Annotated in this window: 1 protein-coding gene; it reads right to left on the bottom strand. The window is 62.1% G+C overall.

Translation table 11 applies throughout. The features are described 5' to 3' along the window. Positions 1-3: 3 nt before the first annotated feature. Entirely contained in the window at positions 4-1,047 is a 1,044-nt protein-coding gene (locus Q8R75_RS00965; protein ID WP_305663487.1) for an IS110 family transposase, read from the bottom strand. Positions 1,048-1,317 lie beyond the last annotated feature (270 nt).

Below are 1,317 nucleotides of genomic sequence, written 5' to 3'. Positions count from 1 at the left end.
CTCCTATGATGATTGTCCAGCGGGTCTGAGATTTTCTCTGCGCTGGAACTGGGTGAAGTCGTCGAAGACCCATCCATTGCGGAGGGTATCGTAGATGATGGAGAGCAGCTTTCGGGCGGTGGCGATTATGGCCTTTCCGGTGCCGCGCCGCTGGCGGATGCGCTCGTGGAAGTTCTTGAGGTATGGCGAGTAGCGCGTGGCGACGAGGCTGCACTGGACGAGGGTGGTGCGCGCCAGCTTGTTGCCGCGCTTGGTGATCCGGCCGCGGTGGTCGGTCTCGTTCGACTGGGCAACGCGCGGCACCATGCCGAAGTAGGCGGCGAGCTTGTCGGCGCTTTCGAAGTCATGGACGTTACCGATAGCCGCGAGCAGAACGGCGGCTGAGCGTGGGCCCACGCCCTTGATCGAGACGATCCCCTCATAGCCGGTGAGCGCCGAGGCGTGCTTTTCGATCTCGGTGTCGAGCTGCTTGAGGCTTGCAGTCAGGGACAGCGCGGTCTCACGCAGCACCGTGATCTCGACCTGCTCGCAAGGCGAGAACAGGGCCATGTCGATCGCGGCGAGCCCCCGCTTCGAGCCGAGGCTTTCCTTTTTCAGCTTGAGCCCCTTGCCGACATGCAGCGCGTGGATCTTGTTCAAGAGCCGGGTGCGCTGCTTGACCAGCAGATCGCGGGTGTGCGCCAGCGAAGCCAGTTCGGTCTCGGCGCTCGTCTTCACCCGCGTTTCGGGCAGCATGTCCTTCTCCAGGAACAGCGCGAGCGCCGCTGCGTCGTTCTTATCGGTCTTCTTTACCGACTTCCTGATCACCTTGAACTGACTGGGGTTGACCACCACCACCCGGCCCACACAGGGCAAGATCTGGTCACGGAACCAGGCGCTGTTGCCGGTCGCCTCGATCGCCACTTCGTCATCGGCGTCGAGGCTGCCGCAAAAGCGATCCATATCGCCAGGCGACAGCGTCAACGTTTCGAACGCCTCACTCCCGTCGCCGGTTCGTCGGCACACCGTGATGCTGTTTTGATGAAGGTCGACTCCGATATAAGACATGGCTATTCTCCCGCTCGTTGGGTGAGGCGGAACCCACCCAGGCAAAGGGCGGGTGTGAACGGCCCGGCCAAACTCCTATACGAGGTCACCGACGCAAGTCGGGCCTCAAGCTGGTCGTTCGGCGGCAGGCGGCGGGTAATCTCCTTGACAGGGTCCAAAGCCCTAAGATGCCGATCCAGCCTGCAACCTATCCGCCTCGCCCAACACCGTAGCAAACGCCACGACGCCGAGCACCAAGGCCGATCACAAATCATTCATGCCATCTCCTTG

Origin of the sequence: Methyloversatilis sp., assembly GCF_030696805.1 — a bacterium.
GTDB lineage: Bacteria > Pseudomonadota > Gammaproteobacteria > Burkholderiales > Rhodocyclaceae > Methyloversatilis.
Note: the sequence above shows the minus strand (reverse complement) of the source record. Positions and strands in the feature narration are given on the sequence as shown.

Excerpts from the sequence above, each read along its gene's own strand:
- Q8R75_RS00965 (WP_305663487.1), bottom strand. The coding sequence starts at position 1,047 with ATGTCTTATATCGGAGTCGACCTTCATCAAAACAGCATCACGGTGTGC.